This window comes from Saccharomonospora azurea NA-128, from assembly GCF_000231055.2.
In the GTDB taxonomy this organism is placed as follows: domain Bacteria; phylum Actinomycetota; class Actinomycetes; order Mycobacteriales; family Pseudonocardiaceae; genus Saccharomonospora; species Saccharomonospora azurea.
Genome location: NZ_CM001466.1, coordinates 2,012,165 through 2,033,965, shown reverse-complemented (window position 1 = coordinate 2,033,965; position 21,801 = coordinate 2,012,165). Strand labels below are relative to the sequence as shown.

At 69.9% G+C, this 21,801-nt stretch carries 22 protein-coding genes; 12 read left to right on the top strand and 10 right to left on the bottom strand.

The genetic code is table 11. The features are described 5' to 3' along the window. Positions 1-4: 4 nt before the first annotated feature. From betT to SACAZDRAFT_RS09210, 5 genes are all read left to right on the top strand, one after another. Complete coding sequence (gene betT / locus SACAZDRAFT_RS09230; protein ID WP_005440905.1) at positions 5-1,612, top strand: choline BCCT transporter BetT; 1,608 nt, start codon at positions 5-7, stop codon at positions 1,610-1,612. A 197-nt stretch (positions 1,613-1,809) separates the two neighbouring features. Continuing rightward, entirely contained in the window at positions 1,810-2,307 is a 498-nt protein-coding gene (locus tag SACAZDRAFT_RS09225) for a hypothetical protein (protein WP_040927723.1), read from the top strand. Beyond that, on the top strand, positions 2,307-2,954 hold the full coding sequence (locus SACAZDRAFT_RS09220; RefSeq protein WP_005440903.1) for a DUF3558 domain-containing protein: 648 nt from the start codon (positions 2,307-2,309) through the stop codon (positions 2,952-2,954). The genes SACAZDRAFT_RS09225 and SACAZDRAFT_RS09220 overlap by 1 nt, the downstream gene beginning before the upstream one ends. 3 nt (positions 2,955-2,957) lie before the next feature. Beyond that, on the top strand, positions 2,958-4,337 hold the full coding sequence (locus tag SACAZDRAFT_RS09215) for a hypothetical protein (protein WP_005440901.1): 1,380 nt from the start codon (positions 2,958-2,960) through the stop codon (positions 4,335-4,337). A gap of 2 nt (positions 4,338-4,339) precedes the next feature. Next, positions 4,340-5,083 carry an ESX secretion-associated protein EspG gene (locus SACAZDRAFT_RS09210; protein WP_005440900.1) on the top strand — a complete coding sequence of 248 codons (744 nt, stop codon included), beginning with the start codon at positions 4,340-4,342 and terminating at the stop codon, positions 5,081-5,083. A gap of 24 nt (positions 5,084-5,107) precedes the next feature. Here the strand turns inward: SACAZDRAFT_RS09210 and SACAZDRAFT_RS09205 are convergent, their stop codons facing one another. Further along, entirely contained in the window at positions 5,108-5,482 is a 375-nt protein-coding gene (locus SACAZDRAFT_RS09205; RefSeq protein WP_005440899.1) for a winged helix-turn-helix transcriptional regulator, read from the bottom strand. Positions 5,483-5,553: 71 nt separating this feature from the next. Between SACAZDRAFT_RS09205 and SACAZDRAFT_RS09200 the strand changes: the two genes are divergently transcribed. Then, a complete protein-coding gene (locus SACAZDRAFT_RS09200) occupies positions 5,554-5,964 on the top strand; it encodes a RidA family protein (RefSeq protein WP_005440898.1) in 411 nt (136 codons plus the stop codon). A 55-nt stretch (positions 5,965-6,019) separates the two neighbouring features. Here the strand turns inward: SACAZDRAFT_RS09200 and trhA are convergent, their stop codons facing one another. Then, complete coding sequence (gene trhA, locus SACAZDRAFT_RS09195) at positions 6,020-6,691, bottom strand: PAQR family membrane homeostasis protein TrhA (RefSeq protein ID WP_005440897.1); 672 nt, start codon at positions 6,689-6,691, stop codon at positions 6,020-6,022. Positions 6,692-6,799: 108 nt separating this feature from the next. Here trhA and SACAZDRAFT_RS09190 point away from each other — a divergent pair, with 108 nt between their 5' ends. After that, on the top strand, positions 6,800-7,579 hold the full coding sequence (locus SACAZDRAFT_RS09190; RefSeq protein ID WP_005440896.1) for an isoprenyl transferase: 780 nt from the start codon (positions 6,800-6,802) through the stop codon (positions 7,577-7,579). 377 nt (positions 7,580-7,956) lie between these two features. Beyond that, complete coding sequence (locus tag SACAZDRAFT_RS09185) at positions 7,957-9,357, top strand: PhoH family protein (protein WP_005440895.1); 1,401 nt, start codon at positions 7,957-7,959, stop codon at positions 9,355-9,357. Between the two features lie 213 nt (positions 9,358-9,570). Here the strand turns inward: SACAZDRAFT_RS09185 and guaB1 are convergent, their stop codons facing one another. Further along, complete coding sequence (guaB1, locus tag SACAZDRAFT_RS09180; RefSeq protein ID WP_005440890.1) at positions 9,571-11,010, bottom strand: GMP reductase; 1,440 nt, start codon at positions 11,008-11,010, stop codon at positions 9,571-9,573. A 41-nt stretch (positions 11,011-11,051) separates the two neighbouring features. Next, a complete protein-coding gene (locus tag SACAZDRAFT_RS09175; protein WP_005440889.1) occupies positions 11,052-12,575 on the bottom strand; it encodes an ATP-dependent DNA ligase in 1,524 nt (507 codons plus the stop codon). A gap of 105 nt (positions 12,576-12,680) precedes the next feature. On the opposite strand from SACAZDRAFT_RS09175, the gene SACAZDRAFT_RS09170 reads away from it, so the two are divergent. Continuing rightward, positions 12,681-13,256 (top strand): TetR/AcrR family transcriptional regulator, encoded by a 576-nt coding sequence (locus SACAZDRAFT_RS09170; RefSeq protein WP_005440888.1) that lies wholly within the window; start codon positions 12,681-12,683, stop codon positions 13,254-13,256. Positions 13,257-13,312: 56 nt separating this feature from the next. Continuing rightward, complete coding sequence (locus SACAZDRAFT_RS09165; protein WP_005440887.1) at positions 13,313-13,879, top strand: helix-turn-helix domain-containing protein; 567 nt, start codon at positions 13,313-13,315, stop codon at positions 13,877-13,879. Positions 13,880-13,882: 3 nt separating this feature from the next. Here the strand turns inward: SACAZDRAFT_RS09165 and SACAZDRAFT_RS09160 are convergent, their stop codons facing one another. Together SACAZDRAFT_RS09160 and SACAZDRAFT_RS09155 are read right to left on the bottom strand one after the other, a co-directional pair. Beyond that, positions 13,883-14,440: a potassium channel family protein gene (locus SACAZDRAFT_RS09160; RefSeq protein ID WP_005440886.1), complete on the bottom strand. Its 558-nt coding sequence runs from the start codon at positions 14,438-14,440 to the stop codon at positions 13,883-13,885. A 12-nt stretch (positions 14,441-14,452) separates the two neighbouring features. Further along, the gene (locus SACAZDRAFT_RS09155) at positions 14,453-15,850 is read right to left on the bottom strand and encodes a class II fumarate hydratase (RefSeq protein WP_005440885.1); all 1,398 of its coding nucleotides are present in this window, start codon (positions 15,848-15,850) and stop codon (positions 14,453-14,455) included. A 108-nt stretch (positions 15,851-15,958) separates the two neighbouring features. Here SACAZDRAFT_RS09155 and SACAZDRAFT_RS09150 point away from each other — a divergent pair, with 108 nt between their 5' ends. After that, complete coding sequence (locus tag SACAZDRAFT_RS09150; protein ID WP_005440884.1) at positions 15,959-16,945, top strand: NAD(P)/FAD-dependent oxidoreductase; 987 nt, start codon at positions 15,959-15,961, stop codon at positions 16,943-16,945. 16 nt (positions 16,946-16,961) lie between these two features. Here the strand turns inward: SACAZDRAFT_RS09150 and glpX are convergent, their stop codons facing one another. The 4 genes from glpX to SACAZDRAFT_RS09130 all read right to left on the bottom strand — a co-directional run bounded on the left by glpX (position 16,962) and on the right by SACAZDRAFT_RS09130 (position 20,413). Continuing rightward, positions 16,962-18,017 (bottom strand): class II fructose-bisphosphatase, encoded by a 1,056-nt coding sequence (gene glpX / locus SACAZDRAFT_RS09145; protein ID WP_005440883.1) that lies wholly within the window; start codon positions 18,015-18,017, stop codon positions 16,962-16,964. A 135-nt stretch (positions 18,018-18,152) separates the two neighbouring features. Further along, on the bottom strand, positions 18,153-18,419 hold the full coding sequence (locus tag SACAZDRAFT_RS09140) for an exodeoxyribonuclease VII small subunit (protein WP_005440881.1): 267 nt from the start codon (positions 18,417-18,419) through the stop codon (positions 18,153-18,155). A gap of 100 nt (positions 18,420-18,519) precedes the next feature. Further along, positions 18,520-19,779, bottom strand: coding sequence for an exodeoxyribonuclease VII large subunit (gene xseA / locus SACAZDRAFT_RS09135; protein WP_005440880.1), 1,260 nt, complete (start codon positions 19,777-19,779; stop codon positions 18,520-18,522). Continuing rightward, positions 19,772-20,413 (bottom strand): lipid droplet-associated protein, encoded by a 642-nt coding sequence (locus SACAZDRAFT_RS09130; RefSeq protein ID WP_040927722.1) that lies wholly within the window; start codon positions 20,411-20,413, stop codon positions 19,772-19,774. Before SACAZDRAFT_RS09130 ends, xseA begins: the two co-directional genes overlap by 8 nt. A 115-nt stretch (positions 20,414-20,528) precedes the next feature. On the opposite strand from SACAZDRAFT_RS09130, the gene SACAZDRAFT_RS09125 reads away from it, so the two are divergent. Next, positions 20,529-21,509, top strand: coding sequence for a 4-hydroxy-3-methylbut-2-enyl diphosphate reductase (locus tag SACAZDRAFT_RS09125; RefSeq protein ID WP_040927721.1), 981 nt, complete (start codon positions 20,529-20,531; stop codon positions 21,507-21,509). The last annotated feature ends 292 nt before the right edge of the window (positions 21,510-21,801 follow it).

The window sequence follows — 21,801 nt, the reverse complement described above, 5'->3', positions numbered from 1 at the left end:
GGTCATGTCCGACAGCGGCGATCAACGCAACGATCTCCAGGCTGACCCCGAGAACGACAGCAGCTCGATCAACTACGTGGTGCTCGTCGGCTCCGCGGCGATCATCCTGGTGATCGCCATCTGGGGCATCATCGCCCCCTCGCACGCGGGCGACACCATCGGTGTGGTCGTCGGGTGGGTCTCCGAGGGGCTCGGCTGGTACTACATCCTCCTCGCCACGGCGTTCCTCGTGTTCGTGATCTTCGTGGCGGTGTCGAAGTACGGCCGCATCACGCTCGGCCCACCGGGGTCCACACCGGACTACAAGTTGTTCACGTGGGGCGCGATGCTGTTCGCCGCCGGTATCGGGATCGACCTGATGTTCTTCTCGGTCTCCGAACCGGTCACGCAGTACCTCGACCCGCCCGAGGGTGCCCCGGAGTCGTTGCAAGCCGCGAAGGACGCCGTGGTGTGGGCGCTGTTCCACTACGGCATCACCGGCTGGGCGATGTATGCGCTGATGGGCATGACCCTCGGCTACTTCGCCTACCGTCGCGGTCTGCCGCTGGCCATCCGCTCGGCCCTGTACCCGCTGATCGGCAAGCGGATCCACGGCCGGGCGGGCCACGCCGTCGACATCGCGGCCGCGTTGGGCACGGTGTTCGGCATCGCCACGTCGCTGGGCATTGGCGTCGTGCAGCTGAACTTCGGGCTGTACTTCCTGTTCGGCGTCCCGCAGGGCACGGCCGCCCAGATCGGGCTCATCGCGCTGGCCGTGCTGATGGCGACGGTGTCGGCGGTCTCGGGCGTCGACAAGGGCATCAAGCGGCTTTCGCAGATCAACGTCGTGCTCGCGCTGGTGCTGATGGTGTACATCCTGTTCGTGGGCGACCCGGTGTACCTGCTGAACGGGCTCGTCCTCAACATCGGCGACTACCTCAGCGGCTTCTCCGAGATGACGCTGAACACTTTCGCCTACGACCGGCCCACCGACTGGCTCAACGCGTGGACGCTGTTCTTCTGGGCGTGGTGGATCGCGTGGGCGCCGTTCGTGGGGTTGTTCCTGGCGAGGATCTCGCGCGGGCGCACCATCCGGCAGTTCGTGGCGGCCACGCTGATCATCCCGTTCCTGTTCACCGCCGCGTTCCTGTCGGTGTTCGGCAACAGCGCGTTGAAGCTGGTGCGGGACGGCAACGCCGAGTTCGGCCAGAACGCGGCGAACGCGCCCGAGCAGGGCTTCTACTCGCTGTTGGCGCAGTACCCGGGCATCACGTTCAGCGCGGGCCTCGCGACGGTGGTGGGGCTGCTGTTCTACGTGACCTCGGCGGACTCGGGGGCGCTCGTGCTGAGCAACCTCACGTCGAGGCTGCCGAAGCCCACCAGCGAGTCGGCGCCGTGGCTGCGCGTGTTCTGGTCGATCGTCATCGGCCTGCTGACGCTGGGAATGCTCATCGTTGGCGGGGTGACGACGTTGCAGAATGCGACGATCGTCATGGGACTGCCGTTCTCGGTGGTGATGGTGCTGATCATGTGGGGCCTGTACAAGGCGCTGCGCACCGAGAACCCGGACGACCCCCGGTTCCTGCCCGGCGATTCGAAGGACCGACAGGACGAAGCTCTGTCGACCCGCTGACCCAGAACATCGTGTCCGCGAGCTACGCACGCGTGTTCGCACTTCCCGTACGGCTGAAGTGCGAACACGCGTGCGCCGTTTGGGGGACTTGATCGTGGCGGAGTGTGACGATAGGTGAGTTTGTCCGTTCCCCGCCGGTAAGGGGGAGATGACGCTACGATGCTCGTCGGTTGTTGCAGAGTGCAAGGGGACGAGCAGTGGTGGAAGCCAGCAGGGGAACTGGCGACTTCGCTGTCGAGGCCGCCCAGGTGGGCCTGTCGATGGCGCCCGGCGGTGCCGCGGTCGGTGCGAGCATGGCGAGCCTGTGGCGGAACACGAACTTCATCGTGGACGGCAAAGCCTCCGCGCCCGGCGCGGGCGGAGGCGGTTTCGAACTCGACGCCGACACCGCCGAAGGCCTGTACAGGGAAGCGGCAGATCTGGCGTGGGAGCTGGATCGCCAGGTGTTCGAGGCGGATCGCCTCCGCGAAACTCGACCGCCCGCTGAAGACCCGGCGAGTATCGGCTTCAACAACGTCGGGAACCAAGCGTTCGATTCCGGAGCCCAGCATGTCAGGGCCGAAGCAGATTTCTACCGAGGCCTTGCCTTTGCACTGGGCAAGGCACTTGGTATGTACCAAGACTCCGACGATGAAGCAGAACGGGATGTCAGTACCTCCGGTGGCGAGGCCGATTCTGGTGGGGGTTTCATTTGATGAAGCGCGTGGCTGCAGTGCTGAGCGTCGGTCTTCTCACACTTACGGTCGCCAGTTGTTCGGAAGAGTCGCCTGGTGAGGGGCCGGCGTCGAATTATTCGGTATCCGCGTCCGGTGGCCCGACCTCGCAGAGCGTCCCGAGTGATCCGGCGTTGCCGCACAGTGGTGCGCCAGCAGTCGTAGATCCGTTGCCGGAGTCGGCCTTGTCCGATCACCCATGTGACGTGCTTACGCCGGAGCAGGTGCAGCAAGCGCTGGGGTCAGGGGCTTCAACAGGTTCCCCGAGCGACCTGGAACAGGTGGGCCCAGGTTGCGATTGGGGGAACGTGGAAAGCCTCGGCGGAATGCAGATCGGGTTCAGCACGGTCTCACGGGCCGGGCTCAGTGCGCAGTATGCGAACACAAAACCGCAGGTGAAGGTCTTTCGTGAGCTGGCTTCCGTCGGTGGCTTCCCTGCGGTGGCCTTCAAAGCAAGTGAGAATGACCGCGTCTGCACTGTGGCTGTGGGATTGGCCGACGAGTACTCGATCACGTCGACCGTTGGCTTGAGCGCCGAGAAGGAAGCCGAGGGCGTCGACTCGTGCGTTCCGGCGGAGAAGGTCGCCGAGATGGTTGTGGGGAATCTGAAGGCCAAAGCGGGGGAGTAGACGGTGGGGTTGTTCGACGGGATCGGAAAGAACTTCGCGGACGCGGTCGTTCCGAAGATTCTGGCCGACATGGGGGTCCTTCCGGTTCACGAATTGGTGCGTCGCGTGCATGAGGGGGACGCGTCGAAATGGCATGAGGCGGCCAGCAAGGCCGAGGTGATCGTCAACGCTCACCACGAGGCGAGTGATCGCAGCAGGAGGATGCTGCAGGTTCTGGAGAGCTCTTGGGCGGGGGCGGGCGCCGACGCGGCCGCGAACAAGATCCGTATGGGTGCCCAGGCGACGCAGACGTCCGCGGAGGTGTACGCCTCCAACGCACGCGTGTACACCGACGGCGCTCACACGTTCGACACCATCAAGCGGGAACTGCCACCGGTCGCCGAGAAGCCACCGGAGCGTGACGTCATCGACGTCCTGACGCCGTGGGACACCGACACCGAGGACCAGATCAACCAGCACAAGGCCGACGTCGAGCGAGCCCGCCAGATCTACCAGAGCTACGAGCAGACCATGCAGTCGGCGCAACAGCACGTGGTGACGGACTTCGGTTCCCTGGACACGTTCGACGGCGAGCTCGGGAAGATCGAGCGGGACAAGTCCAGCGCTGCGAAGGACGCCGGCACCGGGATCCGGACCTTCGACGAACCCACGTCGTCGCGCTCGAGTTCCCCGTCGTCCAGCCAGCCGGTGACGACCGGCGGCCCGATGTCGACGTCGGGACCGACCGCGGGTCCGACGCCGGGTTACTCGACGCCGCACCTGACGGGCTCGCCGCAGCCCAGCTCCAGCACGTCGGCGTCCGGGTACGTGACACCTGACATCGGCCGTCCCGCGGCGGCCGCGCCGAACTACTCCACTCCTCCGAGCTTCGGCCCGGGCACCAACGTCGGGCCCGGCGGCAACAACCCGTACCACGCGCCGACCTTCGGCCCCGGCGGTACGCCGGTCCGATTCGGTCCCGGTGCGGGTGGCGGTCCCGGATCGGCTGGTCCGGCTGGGGGCGGCGGCCGTTTCTCCGCTCCCGGTATGGGCGGAATGGGCGGAGGCGCCAAGGGAATGCCCGGCGGAGGTCCGGCACCCGGTGGGCCGGGTGCGCCCGGCGTGGGTCGCACCGTGGGAGCAGCGCCGTTCGGCCCGGCCGGCGGCGGTCCCGTGGCGGGCGGTGTCGCCGGTGGTGCGGCGGGCGCGGCCGGTGCGCGCGGCGGGATGCCCATGGGTGCCATGGGCGGGGCCGGTCGTGGCGGCCAGGGCGGTGGCGACGAGGAACACCAGCGCCAGTACGTGCAGTCCACCGACGAGGCGTTCGCGCTCACCGAAGACGGCGAAGCGCTGCGCGACCCGGTCACGGGCAACATCGTCGCGCCCCCGACCATCGGCGGGTAGCCGTGACGACCGTGTTGTCCCGCCCGATCGCACTTCCGCGGGCGATGCTGCTGCACGTGTGGGAGCTGGAGGGGCTCGGCGACCCGCATCCGGTGTTGGGCGCCTCCGACCTGTACGTTCCGCAGGCCGAGCGCGGCGAGTTCACGTGTCGATGCTTCCGCGAGCTGGCCGGTCTCGGCCTGGCCCGCGAGGACCTGCTCACCCGCGACTTCCGCGTCGTGTTGCGGATCCTGGCCTCGCCGAGCCGCGAACTGTACTGCTGGAGCACCTACGTCGACGACCCCGGCCGTGACCGGAAGTTCCTCGTGGCCGCCGCCGGAGGTGACGCGGTGGCGATGCAGGTGCGGGGTGAGGCGGTCGCGATCGTGCCGATCGAGGAGCGACGCCTCGTCGAGGAGTTCGTGAGCGAGCTGCCCGACTTCCCGCCCGCGCCGGTGTCGGACCTGCGCACCACGCGGCAGGCGTTCGACGTGCGGGCCGAGAACCACGACATGTTCGCCGCGGACCTGAGTCCGGAGATGGAGCTCGAACGGCAGTTGAAGGCGCCCCGCGAAGCGGTGCACCAGGTCTACGCCGGCACGACGTCGGACGGTCGCCCGCTGCGGAGCCGACCGTTGTCCGTGATCGACATCCGTGACGAGGGCAGGATCTGCGTGTTCGCCGACGGGCAGCAGAACCTGTACCGCCTCTCGGGGACCCCGGCGAACCTGGCGAGGACCTTCGCGGCGACCTGGCACACCCTGTAGCCGAGTCGGGAGCCCTTGCCCGGCTCAGCCGTCGCCGTCGAACCGGGCGCGGGCTCGCCGAACCTCGGGAAGGCTCACGGACGTCCACCCCAGGAGCGCGTCGATGAGGTCCTGCAGCGTCGCGCCCAGGGGCGTGATGCGGTACTCGACGGCCACGGGGCGCGTGGCGACGACGACACGCGCGACCATCCCGTTGCGCTCCAGCCGCCGCAGGGTCGCCGTGAGCGACTTCTGCGTGATCACCGGGATGGCGCGACGGAGCTCGTTGAACCGTCGAGGCCTTTCGCACAGTTTGTCGAGCACCATCAGCGACCACTTGTCGAGCAGCTGGTCCAGCAGTTCGCGGTGCTCGGCGGTGATCTGCGGGTGTTCCGGGGCGGCCGGGGTGGTTTCCTGCACGAAACCTAGTCTCGTTGAAGTTCCCTTCGTGCACCAGGTATCCGTCGTATACCTAGAAGAAGGGAACTTCGATGACCGTGCAACTGACGACTCCCGACGGCATGTTCCAGCCCGTGCCGTATCACCACGTCTCGATCGCGACCGGTTCGAGACACGTCCACGTGGCTGGTCAGATCAACCGGGACGCCGACGCGCATCGTCTTGCGCCGGGCGACCTGACCGGGCAGCTCGCGCACGCGTTGCGGAACACGGCGCGTGGACTCGCCGGTGCCGGTGCGACGTTCTCCGACATCGTCAGGCTGCGCTTCTTCGTCGTCGGGTGGGAGCCCGAGCAGATGGACGCCTTCCTCGCGGGCATCGACGAGGTCGCGGACGAACTGGGGATTCCCCGCCCGCTGCCGCCGTTGTCGGTCATCGGTGTCAGCTACCTGTTCGAGCCCGACGTGCTCGTCGAGGTCGAGGCCTACGCGGTGGTGGACTGACGGACCCGGCGGCCGTGGCCCCGTCGCTCAGGCAGGAGTCACGGCCACCCGGCCGTCAGGAGTACATCGCCAGCCAGATCGCGATGTAGTGCGTGATCGCCGCGGCGACGGTGCAGGCGTGGAAGAACTCGTGGTAGCCGAAGGTCTGGGGCCAGTAGTTGGGCCAGCGGGTCGCGTAGAACACCGAGCCCAGCGTGTACAGCACGCCGCCGACCAGCAGCAGCACCAGCGCCGCCACTCCGGCGTTGGCGGCGAGCTCGGGCAGTACGAACACCGCCACCCAGCCGAGGGCGATGTAGATGGGCACGCCCAGCCAGCGGGGTGCGGTCGGCCAGAGCATCTTCAGTGCGACACCCGCGATCGCGCCGCCCCACACCACCGCGAGCACGATGTAGCCGGTCGGCTGCGACATCGCCAGCAGCGTGAACGGCGTGTACGTGCCCGCGATGAACAAAAAGATCATGGAGTGGTCGGCACGTTTCATCCACGCGTACGCGCGGGGGCTCCAGAGCCGCCGGTGGTACAGCGCGCTCACCCCGAACACGCCGAGCACGGTCACCCCGTAGACGGACGTGGCCAGGGCGGCCAGTCCGGACACGGTGGAGGCGGCGAGGGCGATGAGGGTCGCACCGGCGGCGACCGCTCCGAAGAAGCTCCAGAAGTGGATGTGCCCTCGCAGGCGGGGTCGGGTGTCCACGGTCGGAGTCGGGTCGGTCTGCTCGTCCATCACTACGCTCACGGAAGAAAGGCTACGAAACCGTAGGTTCGCCCGCACACCGCCGGGCGTGGGAGTACAGCGAAAGTCACTTCGCCGCCAGGCGTAGTCTCCCCTGCTGTGAGTCTTCGCTCGATCCTCTCCCGCGTTGTCTACACGGTGTACTCATGGCGGCTCAAGCAGCAGGCTGCCGGACGGCACCCGCGCCACATCGGCATCATCCTCGACGGCAACCGTCGCTGGGCTCGTGAGGCCGGGTTCACCGACGTCAACGGTGGCCACCGGGTCGGTGCGCGAAAGATCGCCGACTTCCTGACCTGGTGTCGCGAGGCGAACGTGCAGGTGGTCACGTTGTGGCTGCTGTCGACGGACAACGTGCGCAACCGCTCGAACGAAGAGGTCGCCGCGCTCCTGGAGATCATCCCGGACGTCGTCGACGAGCTCGCCAGGCCCGGCAACCCGTGGCGGTTGTCGATCGTGGGCGCCCTCGACATGCTGCCCACCGATGTCGCGGCCCGGCTCACCGCCGCCGCGCAGCGCACCGACGGGCGCAGCGGCGTGATCGTCAACGTCGCCGTCGGGTACGGCGGCCGGCAGGAGATCGCCTACGCCGTGCGCAAGTTGCTGCGGCAGCACGCCGACGAAGGCAAGACCCTCGACGAGGTCGCCGAGACGCTGGACGTCGACCACATCTCCGAACATCTGTACACGTCGGGTCAACCCGATCCCGACCTGATCATCCGGACCTCCGGCGAGCAGCGCCTGTCCGGGTTCCTGCTGTGGCAGTCGGCCCATTCCGAGTTCTGGTTCACCGAGGCCTACTGGCCCGCGTTCCGGCGCGTGGACTTCCTGCGCGCGCTGCGCGACTTCGCGGTACGCCACCGCCGCTACGGCGCCTGAAACGGTGTGTGAGAACCCGGTGAACTCGCTCTGACTTCACCCGGGCGTGGCCGAGGCTGCTCACGAAACGTGAGTCAGGACGCAACCGAATCACCTAGCTGGCTGCCTGCGTGAAACCGGTGTCGCAGGTAGCTTCCGAAGTGGCGGCCCACGAAGCCAGGTGAGTCGCCACGGGAGGCCCTGGTCGTGGCAGTGAAACGCAATGCGGCGACGCGAACCGCGCAGCCGCTTTCGACGCGCACGAGGGGGCCGGCACCGGGCCCTCGTGGCCGCACGCCCTGACACCGAGCGGTGTCGGAGCCGGCGACCAGCCAGGGCAGTGCCCGGCCCCAGCGAGTGTGGGGCGTGGTGCCGACGCCCCTGAGGGAGATGCCGTCGTGACTGCGCAGCGTGTGCCCCGAAACGACTCCGGCCGCTCGCCCGTCCGCGCTTCGAGCGCTGACGGAGGCTCCGAATCAGGCGACACAGGCGACCGAACGTCCCGCACCTTCGTGCTCGACACCTCGGTGCTGCTGTCGGACCCGTGGGCGCTCACCCGGTTCGCCGAGCACCACGTGGTGCTGCCGATCGTCGTGATCAACGAGTTGGAGGGGAAACGGCATCACCCGGAGCTCGGGTGGTTCGCCAGGGAAAGCCTGAGGTTGCTCGACGACCTGCGGCGCACGCACGGTCGGCTCGACGCGCCGGTGCCGATCGGGGACCACGGCGGATCGCTGCACGTCGAGCTGAACCACTCCGACCCGACGGTGCTCCCACCCGGATTCCGCACCGACTCGAACGACCACCGCATCCTCGCGTGCGCGCTGAACCTCGCCACCGAGCAGCCCTCGGTGACCTTGGTGACCAAGGACATCCCGCTGCGGGTCAAGGCCGGCGCGGTGGGCCTGCCCGCCGACGAGTACCGCGCGGAGGAGGTCGCACCGTCGGGCTGGAACGGGATGGCCGACCTCGACGTTCCGGCGGAAGCCATCGATTCCCTCTTCGCGTCGGGGGAGATCGACCTGGGCGACTTCGGCAGGCCCGAGGCGTCCGAGCTGCCGTGCAACACCGGGCTGCGGCTGCTGGCGGGAACCACGAGCGCGTTGGCGCGGATGACCCCGGAGAAGCGGGTGCGGCTGGTGCGGGGCGACCGCGAGGTGTTCGGCCTGCACGGGCGGTCGGCGGAACAGCGGGTCGCGCTCGACCTGCTGATGGACCCCGACGTCGGCATCGTGTCGCTCGGCGGCCGGGCGGGCACCGGGAAGTCGGCGCTCGCGCTCTGCGCGGGCCTGGAGGCCGTCCTCGAACGCGGCATGCATCGCAAGGTGGTGGTGTTCCGTCCGCTGTACGCGGTGGGTGGGCAGGACCTGGGTTACCTGCCGGGCACCGAGAGCGAGAAGATGCAGCCCTGGGCGCAGGCGGTGTTCGACACGCTGGGCGCGCTGGTCAGCCAGGAGGTCATCGACGAGGTCTTCGACCGGGGCATGCTCGAAGTGCTGCCTCTGACGCACATCCGGGGCCGGTCGTTGCACGACGCGTTCGTGATCGTGGACGAAGCGCAGTCGCTGGAGCGCAACGTGCTGCTCACCGTGTTGTCGCGGCTGGGCAGCGCGTCGCGGGTGGTGCTGACACACGACGTGGCGCAGCGCGACAACCTCCGCGTCGGCAGGCACGACGGCGTGTCGGCGGTGATCGAGAAGTTGAAGGGCCATCCGCTGTTCGCACACGTCACGCTGACCCGCTCCGAACGTTCGCCCATCGCCGCGCTCGTCACGGAGATGTTGGAGAACCACGCCTGACCTGATCCGACGCAGGCTGCGGACACAAGACGCACCGTCTCGTGTCCGCAGCCTGCACGCACGTGTCCGCGAGTTACGTCGCCGTGTCCGCGAGCTGTGAACGCGTGTTCGCACTTCCGGTACGGAGCCGGACCCACCCGGCGTACGGGAGGCGCGGACACGCGTACGTGGGGCGCGGACACGCGTGCGTAACTCGCGGACACGCTGGGTGGGTCACCAGCCTGCGGGGAGGGGGCGGCCTTCGGCGAAGCCGGCGGCCGACTGCACGCCGAGCACGGCGCGCTGGTGGAACTGCTCCAGGTTCTCGGCGCCCGCGTACGTGCACGCCGAGCGAACTCCCGCGGTGATGGAGTCGAGCAGGTCCTCCACGCTCGGCCGCTGCGGGTCGAGTGCCATCCGCGACGACGAGATGCCCTCCTCGAACAGCGACTTGCGGGCGCGCTCGTAGGCGTTGTCCGAACGGGTGCGCGCGGTCACCGCTCGCTTGGACGCCATGCCGAACGACTCCTTGTACGGCCTGCCGTGTTCGTCGTAGCGCAGGTCGCCGGGCGACTCGTAGGTGCCCGCGAACCACGAACCCACCATGGCCGCCGACGCTCCGGCGGCGAGGGCCAGGGCGACGTCCCGGGGGTGCCGGATTCCGCCGTCGGCCCAGACGTGCTTGCCCAGGTCGCGCGCGGCGGCGGCGCAGTCGAGGACGGCGGAGAACTGGGGCCTGCCGACGCCGGTCATCATGCGGGTGGTGCACATGGCGCCCGGTCCGACGCCCACCTTGACGACGTCGGCTCCGGCCTCGATCAGGTCGCGCGTGCCCTCCGCCGTGACGACGTTGCCCGCCACCACCGGCACCGCCGGCGACACCGAGCGCACGGCCTTGAGAGCGGCCAGCATCTTCTCCTGGTGGCCGTGGGCGGTGTCGACGACCAGCACGTCGACCCCGCCGCTCAGCAGGGCCTCGGCCTTGGCGGCGACGTCGCCGTTGACTCCGATGCCCGCGCCGACGCGCAGCCGTCCGTCGGCGTCGACCGCGGGGTCGTAGATTCCCGCCCGCAGCGCCCCCACCTGTGTGAGCACGCCCGCGAGCCGTCCCTCGGCGTCGATGCCGAGCGCGAGGTTCTCGCCCCGCTCGTGAAGGCGCTCGTAGACCTCGCGGGGCGGTGTGTCGAGCGGCACCGTCAGCACCGAGCGTTCGAGTACCTCGGTGAGGCGCGCGAAGCGGTCGACTCCCGCGCAGGCCGATTCGGTGACGATGCCGACGGGCTTGCCGTCGCCGTCGACGACGGCCACGGCGCCGTGGGCGCGCTTGCCCACCAGGTTCAGCGCGTCGGCCACCGCGTCCCCGGCGTGCAGGACCAGCGGGGTGTCCCACACGGTGTGCCGCTGCTTCACCCACTCGGTGATGTCCGCGACCGCCTCGGGGTCGACGTCCTGTGGCAGCACGACCAGCCCGCCCCGGCGGGCCACGGTCTCGGCCATGCGACGGCCTGCGACGGCCGTCATGTTGGAGACGACGACCGGGATGGTGGTGCCCGTGCCGTCGACGGTGGACAGATCGACGTCGAATCGCGACTCCACCGCCGAGCGGGTGGGAAGCAGGTAGACGTCGTCGTAGGTCAGGTCGTGAGCAGGCCGGTGGCCTTCGAGGAACCGCACGAGGCTCCAGCTTAGAGGCACCGGCCGGTTCGTGTCGGGATTCAGGCGGGCCGGTGACCGGGAAGCAGGGCGCGTACGGCGCCGATGTCGTCGGCTTCGGCGGCGTCCTTGTCCGGCCGGTACCGCAGCACTCGGGCGAAGCGCAGTGCGACGCCGCCGGGATAGCGGGTGCTGGTCTGCACGCCGTCGAGTTCGATCTCGACGACGAGCACCGGCCGCACGTACACGGTCAGCTCGTCGCGCCGGCTCTCGTGTCGCGGTAGTTCCTGGGTCTGCCAGGCCAGCAGCTCGTCGGTGAGGCCCTTGAACGTCTTGCCCACCATGATCGGTGGTCCGCCGTCGGGGTCGCGCGCCCCGAGGTGGAGGTTCGACAGGTAGCCCCGGCGTCGTCCGTGGCCCCATTCGGCGCCGAGGACGACGAGGTCCAGCGTGTGCACCGGTTTCACTTTCAGCCACGCTCGGCCGCGTCGGCCCGCGGCGTAGGGGGATTCGAGGTCCTTCACCACGACGCCTTCGTGACCGGCGTCCAGTGCCGCCGCGAGTACTGCGTCGGGGTCGTCGGGATCGTGCTCGCCGGGGACGAGGTGCTCGCCCGCGACGGTGCGCAACGCGGCCTGACGCTCGCGCAGAGGAGCGTCGAGCAGGTCGGCACCGTCGAGGTGGAGGCAGTCGAAGAAGTACGGGCGCAGCAGCAGGGCGTGCACCTGCTCGTCTCTCGTGGTGCCGAAGCGCGACATGGTCTCCTGGAACGGACGCGGTCTGCCGTCGTCGTTCAGCGCGAGCGTCTCGCCGTCCAGCACGACCGACGTGCAGGGCAGGCCGCGGACGAGGTCGGTGAGCTCGGTGACGTGGGCGGTGATGTCGCGCAGCGTGCGGGTGTAGACGGCGACGTCGTCCCCCCGGCGGTGCACCTGGATGCGCGCGCCGTCGAGCTTGTACTCGACGGACACGGCGGCCAGCGCGTTCAGGGCGTCGTCGAGTGACTCCGCGGGCGAGGCCAGCATGGGACGCAGTGGTCTGCCGACCTCCAGGCGGAACTCCCCCAACGCCGCCACGCCGCCGGACAGGGCGGCGCGGGCGGTGTGGGGCAGGCTGCCCGAGAGCATGAACGCGCGGCGCACCGCGGCGGCGGGGACGCCGGAGGCGGTGGCGATGGCCTCGACCATGACGCCCTCCAGCGCACCCTGCCGGAGCTCGCCCGTGAGCAGGCGGAAGAGGAAGTCCTGCTCCTCGGCGGTGGCGCGTGACAGCAACGACCGCAGGAGTGTCGCACGGCGCTGGGCCGACCCGCTGCCGCTCGTGGTCGCAAGCTCGGCGAGGGTCCGGTCCACCTCGCCGACGGTCAACTCCGGATTCTCGGCCGGGTCCGTGCGCAGCTCCACGAGGGTGCGCCAGCCGACGCCGATCCGGCCCTGCGTCGGCGCGCCCGTCAGGAAGGCGACGGCGGCGGCGAGTTCGTCGGCGGGCGCACCGCTCAGCAGCTCGGCGAGCAGGGTGGTCTTGGCCTTGCGCGACCGGGTCGCCGCGAGTTGGGCGGAGGCGGTGACGACGTCGTGGAGCCGCATGCCGCCATCATCACGCCGCAGTCCGACATCCGCGCGCGGTGACGCGCGTCGGGCACCCCCCCCCGCGCCTGGACGCTGGTAAACCGACCGGTATACCGTCGCGGTATGACCGAGGACCTCGCGCTGACCCCGGCTGCCGAGCGGGTGCTCGACGTCGCGAGCCGGCTCTTCTACGACAACGGCATCCACGTGGTCGGTGTCGAGTCGATCGCGAGCGAGGCCGGTGTCACGAAGAAGACGCTCTACGACCGGTTCGGGTCGAAGGACGCGCTCGTCGCGCACTACCTGAGGCGCAGCGACGAGCGTTACCGCGAGCACGTGCGGGCCGTGGTCGAGCGCCGGGGCAGGATCGCACCCGCGCGCAGGATCCTGTTGGTCTTCGACGCGCTGGAGGAGTGGATCGCGACGGAGAACCCGCGCGGGTGCCCGTTCGTCAACGCGCAGGCGGAGCTGCCCGACGCCGCCCATCCGGCGCGCGAGGTGATCCGCGAGCAGAAGCAGTGGCTGCTCGACTACCTGCGCGTCCTCGCGCGGGACACCGGTGTGCGCAATCCGCGCAAGCTCGCGACGTCCCTGCTCACGCTGCTGGAAGGCGCGGCGGTCACCGCCTCGTTCGGCATCGTGCCGGGTGCGGTCGGCACTGCCAAGGACGTCGCACGCCACCTCGTCGGTGTGAGTTGACCCGCCACCCGATTCGCACCCTTGACAAAGTGCTTTGCCGCTTCTGCAATGGATGAATGAAGGACGCCCTCACGGCGGTCGGGCCGCGGCTGCGTCGTCTGCGGAAGGAACGCAACTACACGCTCTCCGCACTCTCCGCGGACACCGGAATCTCGGTGAGCACGCTGTCGCGACTGGAGTCGGGACAACGCCGGCCGAGCCTCGAACTACTGCTGCCGATCGCGCGCGCACACCGCGTGTCGCTCGACGATCTCGTCGGCGCGCCACCGGTCGAGGACCCGCGCGTCCCGATGCGGGCGCTACGGCAGGACGGGCGCACGATCGTGCCGCTGACCCGCAACCCCGGAGGACTACAGGCCTACAAGATCGTCATCGACCCGTCCGAGACCGAACCCGACCCGAAGACCCACGAGGGCTACGAGTGGTTGTACGTCCTCAACGGGCGTCTGCGGTTCGTGCTCGCCGAGCACGACATCGTGTTGAAGACCGGTGAGGCGGCGGAGTTCGACACGCGCCTTCCGCACTGGTTCGGCTGCGCCGGGCCGTACCCCGTCGAGTTCCTCAGCCTCTTCGGCCCGCAGGGCGAGCGGATGCACGTGCGGGCGCGACCTCGACGGCCCTGACCGTCACCGTTCCTCGGGTTTCGGGTGCTCACTGTCGCGGCGCTGGGAGGCGAGGGACGCGGCCCCGAACAGAACCCGGGCGATGAGCCCCACGGCGATCAGTCCGAGCACCATCTGCAACGTCGTCACCACCCGCGCGGTGGTGCTGACGGGGGCGATGTCGCCGAGTCCCACGGTGGCGAAGACCGTCACCGTGAAGTACAGGGCGTCCATCCGGTCGAGCGGTTCGGTGAACGCGGCGGCGTCGACGCGGCCCAACGCCGCGTAGGTGAGCGCGAAGACGACGAGCAGCAGCGGCACCGTCAGACCCAACGCCTCGACGACCCGCAGCCGTGGCGTGGGCGAGGAGATCACCGCGAGGACCTGGCGCACGCAGACCACCGCCCACACCGTGAGCGCGATCGCGAGCCACGTCCACGTGGCGGGGTCGGCCCGCTCCAGCGGCACCAGGAAGTACCCGACCACGAGGAGCGTGGCCGCCAGCGCGGCCCGCGACAGCGAGGCGGCCGCCGCGCGGCGTCCCACCCCGAAGCCGTCCTCGTCGTGTCGCGAACCGGACATGCGTCGCCCGCGTCAGCGCTTGCCGCGGGCCATCCTCAGCACGTCGAGCGCCTCGTCGAGCTGCTGCTCGGTGAGCTTGCCGCTCGCCACGTGCCCGCGTTCGATCACGACGTCCCGGATCGGACGCAGCTCCGCCAGCGCCTGCTTGGCCACCGCCGCCGCTTCCTCGTACCCGAGGTAGGCGTTGAGCGGTGTGACGATCGAGGGGGAGCCCTCGGCGTACGCCCGTGCGGTCTCCACGTTGACGGTCAGCCCCGCGATCACCTTGTCCGCCAGCAGCCGCGACACCGCGGCGAGCAGCCGGGCCGATTCGAGCACGTTGCGCGCGATCACGGGCAGGTTGACGTTGAGCTGGAAGTTGCCCTGCGAGCCCGCGAACGCGACCGCCGCGTCGTTGCCGATGACCTGCGCCACCACCTGCAGCGTGGCCTCGCAGATCACGGGATTGACCTTCCCCGGCATGATCGACGAACCGGGCTGGAGGTCGGGCAGCGCGATCTCCGCGAGCCCGGTCCGCGGTCCCGAACCCAGCCAGCGCAGGTCGTTGGCGATCTTGTTGAGCGACACGGCCACCGTCCGGAGGTGTCCGGACGTCTCCACCACCCCGTCCTGCGTGGCCTGCGCCTCGAAGTGGTCCCGAGCCTCCGTGAGCGGGAGGCCCGTGACCTTCGCGAGCTCGTCGGCCACGGCCGAGCCGAAACCCGCGGGCGCGTTGAGGCCCGAACCGACCGCGGTGCCGCCGATGGGCAACTCCGCGAGTCGCGGCAGGCCACTGCGCAGCCGTTCGATGCCGAACCGCACCTGCGCGGCCCACGCGCCCGCCTCCTGGCCGAAGGTGATCGGCACGGCGTCCATCAAGTGCGTGCGACCGGACTTCACGACGCCGTGCCACTCGGCGGCGCGCTGCTCGATCGTGGTTGCCAGGTGGTCCAGCGCGGGCACCACCTCGGTGAGCACGGCCTCCGTGGTGGCGACGCGGAGGGTGGTGGGGAAGGTGTCGTTCGACGACTGCGACGCGTTGACGTGGTCGTTCGGGTGCACGTCACGGCCCAGTGAACGCGAGGCCAGCGTCGCGATCACCTCGTTGGCGTTCATGTTCGAGGAGGTACCGGACCCGGTCTGGAACACGTCGATGGGGAAGTGCTCGTCGTGCTTGCCCTCGGCGACCTCGTCGGCGGCCGCGGCGACGGCGGCGGCGATCTCGCCGTCCAGCACCCCCAGCCGGGCGTTGACACGTGCGGCGGCCGCCTTCACGAGCCCCAGCGCACGGATCTGCGAGCGGTCCAGACCACGCCCGGAGATCGGGAAGTTCTCGACGGCGCGTTGGGTCTGCGCGCGGTACAGCGCGTCGGCGGGAACGGCGACCTCGCCCATGGTGTCGTGCTCGATCCGGTACTCCTGTTCAGCCATAACGCCAGTCTGGCCCAGCTCGACGGTCGTCGCCGCATGGCGTGACGCACTAGGATCACCACTGCCCACTGCAGCCGCCGCAGCCGTCGGCGGCGGAAAGGCGGTGCGATGAGCACGCCCGAGGACATGTCGGCCGACCTGCTCGTGGTGGGGGCGGGCCCCACGGGCCTGTACGCCGCGTACTACGCGGGCTTCCGCGGCCTGAGCACGGTGGTCGTCGACTCGCTGCCCGAGGTCGGCGGCCAGGTGACGGCCATGTACCCGGAGAAGATGATCTACGACGTCGCGGGCTTTCCCGCCATCCGCGGCCGCGACCTCGTGAAGGGACTCCTCGAACAGGCGAGCCAGTGGAACCCGACCTACCTGCTCGGCAGGCGGGCCGAGGAACTCCACGACGAGGACGGCGGCCTGCGCATCGGGTTGGACGACGACACGTCGATCCGGGTCGGAGCGGTCCTCGTCACCGCGGGCATCGGCCAGTTCAGCCCGCGGCCGCTCCCCGCAGGAGAGGGCTGGCTCGGCCGGGGACTCGTGCACTTCGTGCCCGCGCTCGACGCGCACGCCGGTCAGGACGTCGTGGTGGTCGGCGGCGGCGACTCGGCGTTCGACTGGGTGCTCGCGCTGCGGCCCATCGCGGCCAGCGTGACCCTCGTGCACCGCAGGTCGCGATTCCGGGCCGCCGACTCCATCGTGCGCCAGGCGTACGCCGAGAACGTGCGGGTGATCACCGACGCGGAGGTCACCGCCTTGCGGGGCGACGCGGACGGCGCGTTGGCGGAGATCGACGTGGAGCTGCGGGACGGCACGCGGCTCGCGCTGCCCGCGCAGACGGTGGTGGCGGCGCTCGGCTTCACCGCCGACCTCGGGCCGCTGGAGAGCTGGGGCCTGTCGATCGAGCGCCGCGCGATCCGCGTCGACACCACCATGGAGACCACGCGCGAGCGGGTCTACGCGGCCGGGGACGTGGCGGCCTACCCGGGCAAGGTGAAGCTCATCGCCACCGGGTTCGGGGAGGCCGCCACCGCCGTCAACAACATCGCCGTGGCGCTGGACCCGAGCGCGAAACTCTTCCCGGGCCATTCCACCGACGTCTGAGGCGTACGCCCGAATGTCAGGGCAGCGGCGGGACCTCGTCCTCGCTGCTGCCGTCGAAGTCGATGGACGAGTAGTCACGCAGCTTGGTGAGCCGGTGGTACCCGTCGATCATCCGGACGGTGCCCGACTTCGACCGCATCACGATGGACTGCGTCGTCGCCCCACCGGACCGGTAGTGCACACCGCGCAGCAGGTCGCCGTCGGTCACGCCCGTCGCGCAGAAGAAGACGTTGTCACCGCGGACGAGGTCGTCCGTGCTGAGCACCCGGTCGAGGTCGTGCCCGGCATCGATCGCCTTCTGACGTTCCTCGTCGTCCTTGGGCCACAACCGACCCTGCAACTCACCGCCGAGGCACTTCATCGCGCACGCGGCGATGATGCCCTCCGGGGTACCGCCGATACCCAGCAGCAGGTCGACGCCCGTGGTGGGACGCGCCGCGGCGATGGCACCCGCCACGTCGCCGTCGCTGATGAACCGGATCCGCGCGCCCGCCTCGCGCACTTCCTTGACGATCTGGTCGTGCCGCGGCCGGTCGAGAATGCACACGGTCACGTCGGACACGCTGCTCTGCTTCGCCTTCGCCACCCGGCGGATGTTCTCCGCGATCGGTGCCGACAGATCGACGGTGCCCGCGGCCTCCGGGCCCACGGCGAGCTTCTCCATGTAGAACACGGCCGACGGGTCGAACATCGCACCCCGTTCGGCCACCGCCAGCACGGCGAGCGCGTTGGGCATGCCCTTCGACATGAGCGTCGTGCCGTCGATGGGGTCGACGGCCACGTCGCAGTCGGGGCCGTCGCCGTTGCCGACTTCCTCGCCGTTGAACAGCATGGGCGCTTCGTCCTTCTCGCCCTCGCCGATCACGACGACACCCCGCATCGACACTGTGCCGATGAGCTGGCGCATCGCGTCGACGGCCGCGCCGTCGCCCGCGTTCTTGTCGCCCTTGCCGACCCACCGGCCCGCGGCCATCGCCGCCGCCTCGGTGACCCGGACGAGCTCCATCGCGAGGTTGCGGTCCGGTGCCTCACCTCGACGCGGGTTGCGTGCTGGCTGGCTGGCGGCGGTCATGGTGCCTCCCGATGGTGTCGATCGACGCTTCCTGCCCTGAGTAAGGCATCAAACGGGTGCGACGCCCACGCCCAGCCCACGCTTCTGTCACCGAGATCACGCGACGTGACCAGTCGGCGCCATGGTGGGTGGCGGCTAGCCCGCGTCCGATCCGTTCTCCTGCGCGTCCTCGGCGTCTGCGTCTGTGTTCTCCACGGTAGCCAGGGCCGCTTCGATGCGCTCGCGAGCGCCGTCGAGGTGCCGCTCGCACAGCCGGGCGAGTCGCTCCCCGCGCTCCCACAGCGCGAGGGACTCCTCCAGGGAGAGCCCACCGGCTTCGAGGCCCTTCACGACCTCGATCAGCTGGTCTCGGGCTTCCTCGTAACCGAGGTCGGTCAGCTCGTCGTCGTTCGGTTCGTTCACTCTGCTCGTCTCGTCGCTCGTCGGTTCGTCTCGCTCGTCAGCCGGTCGCGGGGTCGAGCCGCACACTACCGCGCTGCCGGGCGGGTGGCCCGGACGTCGTTCACGGCTCGGGTTCGCGCACGACCGCGTGCACGGCGCCGTCGGCCAGCCGCACCCGCAGTGGCGCGCCGTCGCCCACCTCGGTGACCGACCGGAGCACCCGGAGCTCGCCCGCGTCGTCGGTGTACTGCACGACCGCGTAGCCCCGTTCGAGCGTGGCCGACGGCCCGAGCGCGGCCAGGCGCGCCCGCGCCGACGCCAGCGCCGACTGCTCGTGGGTGAGCGTCGTGAGAATCGCCCGCCGGCCACGCTCCACGTGCGTCTCGATCTCGGCCGCACGGCGTTCGATCGGTCCGAACGGATCCGCGAGCGACGGCCTGCTGCGAATCTGGTCCAGCAGCCGGCACTGCGTGTCCACCCAGCCGTGCAGGGCCCGCCGGGCCCTGTCGCGCAGCTGGTGGATGCGCGCCGTCTCCTCGACCACGTCCGGGACGACGGTCTTGCCCGCGTCCGTCGGCGTCGAACAACGTCGGTCGGCGACGAGGTCGAGCAGCGGGGAGTCCGGTTCGTGCCCGATCGCGCTCACCACGGGCGTGCCCGCCGAGGCCACCGCTCGGCACAGCGTCTCGTCGGAGAACGGCAACAGGTCCTCGACGCTGCCCCCGCCCCGGGCGATGACGATGACGTCGATGTCGGGATCGGCGTCCAGCGTCGACAGGGCGCGCACGATCTGCGGCACGGCCCGCGCGCCCTGCACCGCGGTGTTGAGGACCCTGATCTTCACGGCGGGCCACCGTGCCTGGGCGTTGACCAGCACGTCGTGTTCGGCCGCGGAGGCGCGTCCGGTGATCAGGCCGACACCCTTCGGCAGGAACGGCAACGGCCGCTTGCGCTCGGGCGCGAACAGCCCTTCCGCCGCCAAAAGCTTGCGGAGCCGCTCGATCCGCGCGAGCAACTCGCCGATACCCACGGGGCGGATCTCGTCGGCACGCAGACTCAGCGTCCCGCGGCCCAGGAAGAACGTCGGCCGAGCGTGCACGACCACGCTGGCCCCGTCCCGCAACGGCGGTTCGATGGAGCGGAGCAGCCTCGCCGGGCAGGTGACGGTCATCGAGACGTCGGCGGCGGGATCGCGCAGTGTCAGAAACGACGTCTGGGTGCCGGGACGGGCCGAGATCTGGGTGACCTGGCCCTCCACCCACACCGCGCCGAGGCGATGGATCCAGTCGGCGATCTTGCGGGCCACCGTGCGTACGGGCCACGGGTTCTCGGAGGTGGAGGCCGGTGTGCTCGCGCGGGAGCGTTCGGTGCTGCTACTCACCGTCCGCTGAGCCCCCGGCCTGGCGCACGTTGGCGATGCGCCGGGTCAGCATCCCGACGAACGACGGGCGGTTCTCGTGCTCCCGCTCGTAGGTGAGGAGCTCCTCCAGCTGGGCCAGCGACAGCGAACGCAGCCGGGCCCGGACCCGAGGCAGGGTCAGCTCGTCGTAGTTCTCCAGGCCGCCCGGAGCTGCGGGCGTGGCGGGGCTGTCGAACTCGCCGTCGGTGTGCTCACCGGCGAGAGCGAGCTCCTCCTCCGCCCACGGGTCCTCCACGCCGAGGTCCTGTGCTGTGCCGGTCGCCGCCGCGGGGGAGCCGGGTGCGGCCCCGTTGCGGCCGTTGCGGTCGAGGTCGTCGGGGTTGTCGAGGTCGTCGAGGTCGTCGAGGTCACTGACGTCCTCGTCGAAGGTGGCCCACTCGGGCGTCTCCTCGGGGCGGCGCAGAGCCGACAGCGCGTCGTCGCCCTTGATCGCCAACTCGGTGATCTCCTGCTGCACGCGCATGGAGAGTTGCAGCGCCTGACTGGCCACGGTGACGGGCAGTTCGACGAGCGTCTTGGGCAACCCACGCACCCGCTCGGCCGTGGTCACGGCCAGGCCGGCGGCTACCCGGAGCGGGAACGGGACATGTCTCATACGTCTAGCCTGCCGCACCCGCGTCCTCCGGCCCAAACGGATGCTCGGCGCGTGTCGGTCGTCCCACAAGATCGTCGACAGCAAGCGCGGAGAGGTCTCCCGTACCCTGGGGCCCATGAGTGCATCGAGCCCCGCCCCCAACGGCAAGCGCGTCCTGCTGGCCAACCCTCGCGGCTACTGCGCCGGCGTGGACAGGGCGGTCGTCACGGTGGAAAAGGCCCTCGAGAAGTACGGCGCCCCCGTCTACGTCCGCAAGGAGATCGTGCACAACAAGCACGTGGTCGACACGCTGCGAGAACGCGGCGTCATCTTCGTCGACGAGACGTCCGAGGTGCCCGAGGGCGCACTCGTGGTCTTCTCCGCTCATGGTGTGTCACCGGCGGTGCACGAAGAGGCCGCCCAACGCAACCTTCAAACCATCGACGCCACGTGCCCGCTGGTGACGAAGGTGCACAAGGAGGTCAACCGGTTCGCCCGCGACGACTACGACATTCTGCTCATCGGCCACGAGGGCCACGAGGAGGTCGAGGGGACGGCCGGTGAGGCTCCCGACCGCGTGCAGCTCGTGGACACCCCCGACGACGTCGACAAGGTGACGGTTCGTGACCCGTCCAAGGTCGTGTGGCTGTCGCAGACCACCCTCAGCGTCGACGAGACCATGGAGCGCGTGGGCCAGCTCAAGGAGCGTTTCCCCGAGCTGGCCGATCCGCCGAGCGACGACATCTGCTACGCGACGTCCAACCGGCAGTTCGCCGTCAAGGCCATGGCCGCCGAGTGTGATCTCGTGCTCGTGGTCGGGTCGGAGAACTCGTCCAACTCGAAGCGTCTGGTCGAGGTGGCTCTCCAGGCCGGAGCCAAGGACGCCCACCTCATCGACTACGCCAGCGAGGTCGACGAGGAATGGCTGCGTGACGTCGAGACCGTCGGTGTGACCAGCGGTGCCTCCGTTCCCGACGTGCTCGTGTTCGAGCTGCTGGACTACCTCGCCGAGCGCGGGTGGGAGGACGTCCAGGAGGTCACCACGGCGAACGAGAAGATCACGTTCGCCCTGCCTCGCGAGCTGAGGGACGAGAAGATCCGCAGCGGCGTCCGGTGACCTCGGAGCCGTCGAACGACCGCTGAGGGGCGGTCAGGGACGCTCGTCGTCCCACGGCCGCCCCCGCCGCGGCGGATTGTCTCCACGCGGGTTGCCCCGACGAGGACCGCCTCCGCGAGGATCGGACCGAGGAACGTCGCGTCGCGGCCTGCCCGGCTGCCGTCCGCGTGGTGGTGGCTCGCCCCGTGAGGGCTCGTCACCACGCGGAGGTGGCGGGACTCGCCGACCGCGCCTGGCCGGTGGCTGGGGACGCCCTTCGCCGCGCTGCCGCTTGTCGGGCTGGTCCGGAGGC